Source organism: Methanobrevibacter sp., from assembly GCF_045220775.1.
GTDB lineage: Archaea > Methanobacteriota > Methanobacteria > Methanobacteriales > Methanobacteriaceae > Methanocatella.
The window spans coordinates 1-3020 of sequence record NZ_JBGUWC010000083.1; the positions used below are offsets into that span (position 1 = coordinate 1).

Consider the following 3020-nt stretch of genomic DNA (forward strand, 5'->3'; position numbering starts at 1 on the left):
GTATAGTCGGCATATTGATCCATCAATTTGCAATTCTGCACATACTTTTTTGCGAGTTCATTACCTTGCATACTAACTGGAATAGTAACAGGGAGGGGAGCAACTGGTTCGGGCTTTGGCCCGAAATACACGGCCTCTGCCACTTTCTTGAATCTTTGTCTCATTAATAAAGTTCATCATGCATTTAATTAATTGTGTTATTGTATCTCTGATTGCCGTTATTTATCGCAAATCGAGTGCAAAGATAATACTTTATTGTAGTTTATGCAAATGTTTGGGAGATTGAAAAGTACAATTTATCATAAATTTCGGATGGTTTTGATTCTTTGTCGATGATTTAGGGTGTTTTATCGGGATTGATGAGTAAAGGGCATAAATAAAGGACTCTAATGAGTCCCCAAATAACAAATTACCATATTTGACTGTTACCTAACGTCATCACGACGGTTGGTGACAAAAACAAACACTTCCATTCTTTTCTTGCTTTATAAAAGCGATTTGGCCTGCAAAGGTAATGCTATTTTTTGAATTGAGCAAGGAAAATAGAAAATAATTTTTGAGCCTTATTTTTCTGCTGAAATATGATAGGTGTTTGATTAGAATTTATTATCTTTGCACTCCGAAATATAAAACTATTCACTCATCTCAGAGCTCGGCATGCTAAGGGATATCAAGAAATAGGAATGTTGGATTTAAAATATATTGAGCAGTAAATAACTAACTCGACTGAAATCTGGGAGCCCGAGGGAAAAAGAGTACCTCTGCGTCTAAGATACTTTTAAACCAAAATAAAAACCCCAAAACAACATTATTATGAATGAAATAGATGCTGACGAACTGCTCGGCAGTCAACGCAGGGTCGCAAAAATGATAAGCGACCAAAAGATCATCAAGAGATTTTTTAATCTCTATAAGAATTTCTTTTTCCGAAGAAACCTTCAGGTCAGAAATCTGAATGTGAATCTCTATCTTACTATCGAAGACAAGATTGGTGAAGTTCGCATTGGCGATGTTTCTGAAGTCAGTTTCAGAAGTCCGGGTAATCAACTTGTGCAGGAACAGAATAATTATGGAGGGCTGAATCATGGAGAATGAGAATCTAAACGGCTTCGTGGTTCATATTTACAGCCCAGGCAATCAGATTATCCAGACCCAAACCAATAACTATTATGGCACCGTGTATCAGGGGAAAAGCGAAGGCGGTCAGAATGGCTTTACCGATGAGCAGGTAAGTAAGGCTTTGCAGGCTTGTGTGGGTAAGGATCAGGTGATTGATACCAAGCAGAAATGGGCTGGGGCATATTGGTGTCTCAGATGGAAATGCAATTATCCTGTTGACCCCAAAGATTTTTGCGATAAGATTGACAGACTCCATCTTGGGCTGCCTGAAAATTATGATTGTTCCTATAATAATATAAGGAGATTCTGCAAACTCTCTTTTATGGATTGTGACCCGTTTGGGAAGTCGGAAGTGAAAGTCAGCAATATGGATAAAGGTGTGTATTCCTGGTGTAGGGAAGTTGCACTAAAATTAGCCGAAGAACTCGGTAAAACTAGCCTCAAAATAGGCTGATTTTACCAAATCGTTACCAAATCATTACCAAATCGCTCCAGAAGTTCTGGGGCGTTTTTTTGTGCTTAATTTTGCACTCGGAAATCAGAAATGAGGCCCGAAGAATCAATAATTTAACAATAAAAATAAAAGCAAAATGAAGTACAAATTGATTATTCAACAACTGAAAGAATCATCAGATCCAAATGTGATCGCATTTGTGAATGATGTGGAGCATTACAAAAGAATGTCGCATCGGAAGTTACAGGCAAAGTGCAAGCAACTGGATGATCCGGGCATTGTGGAAGAACTCGTGAAAGATTTTATCCCGACAATCGTCCGAGTGGCTTTCTCGCATTGGCAGAAGAACGGATCGTTATGTTTTCTCGAGTTGATCAGTGAAGGGGTGTTAGCGGCTCATTCAACCATCGACAGATGCAGAAAGCAGCATCAGGTAGTTAAAGCAAGTTGTGTCCGTGCAAATATCTTCAGGCAGATTGGTGAACTTGCCAAACCGGAAGCGTGTCCCTTCGAATTCTGTTGTTTTGATGAGGAGGATGAGCAACTTTATAAGAATCTGAATCTTTGGGGTGACTATTCGCGCAGAAACACTTTAAACAATAAGAATATGAGTAACAGATTTAGTAAGAATGCCTATGGCATCAGTGTTAGAGAGTGTTGTGCTTCTTGTGTGCACAAAGACCTGACAAGAGCAGTGAAGATGAGACACTGCATGAAAAGTGATGAGGATGTAAATCCCCTGTATGACTGCAACCAATGGGAGATGGATGCCTTGATGAAGTCGGCAGGAAAGACTCAAGGACTGGTGAAAAACAAGGAGTATCTGATGTACCTCGCAGCAGTCAGAGAGAGTGAGATGAAGGCAAAGCAGGAGGGTGTCCACATCAAGCCGAAATCCATCAAGGAGATTCGAAAGGATTATGAGAGACTTTTTGGTCCAATATACAACAACTTTTAATTTATTAATCATTTAAAATTTCAAATTTATGGAAGCAAGAATTTTAAGAGTGGTGAAGTGCGGTGAGTGCTTTACAGTGAAGAGTGAGAAATCTGAGAACGGTGTGCTGAATAAGCGGACACTGGTGCTTCAGGAGTTGGGAGGTAAGTATGAGCCGACCTATGTGGTGAGTGCCTTAGGCAATCTGGCTACGTTACAGTACAATGAGGGTGACATTGTGATCACTACGCTGAAGTTTCAGGCCCGAGAGTACAACGGCCAGGTGTTTATGGACATCGTAGCACTAGAGCTAATTAAAAAATGAGATTATAGTATTTAAGGGTTAGAAATAATTTATCAATTTGAGTTGAAGTGAGGAGGATGTTCCCGGGTAAATGCGCAAAGATTCCAACCTTCTTCTCGCAAAAACTCAAAACAATGAAAAAGAACAATAACAACAACATTAAGACAACAACATTGAGTGCCCAGGTGGCAATAACCAAGACAGAG

General features: G+C 39.6%; 4 protein-coding genes. All 4 read left to right on the plus strand.

What is annotated here, in order from left to right:
- The first annotated feature begins 867 nt into the window (after positions 1-867).
- The 4 genes from ACJROP_RS05120 (at position 868) to ACJROP_RS05135 (ending at position 2835) form a co-directional block, all read left to right on the plus strand.
- Entirely contained in the window at positions 868-1095 is a 228-nt protein-coding gene (locus ACJROP_RS05120) for a hypothetical protein (protein ID WP_406534412.1), read from the plus strand.
- Positions 1085-1573, plus strand: coding sequence for a hypothetical protein (locus ACJROP_RS05125; RefSeq protein ID WP_406534413.1), 489 nt, complete (start codon positions 1085-1087; stop codon positions 1571-1573). The genes ACJROP_RS05120 and ACJROP_RS05125 overlap by 11 nt, the downstream gene beginning before the upstream one ends.
- A 136-nt stretch (positions 1574-1709) precedes the next feature.
- Positions 1710-2531, plus strand: a complete 822-nt coding sequence (locus tag ACJROP_RS05130) for a hypothetical protein (protein ID WP_406534414.1) — start codon at positions 1710-1712, stop codon at positions 2529-2531.
- 28 nt (positions 2532-2559) lie between these two features.
- On the plus strand, positions 2560-2835 hold the full coding sequence (locus ACJROP_RS05135) for a DUF3127 domain-containing protein (RefSeq protein ID WP_406534415.1): 276 nt from the start codon (positions 2560-2562) through the stop codon (positions 2833-2835).
- Positions 2836-3020: the final 185 nt, after the last annotated feature.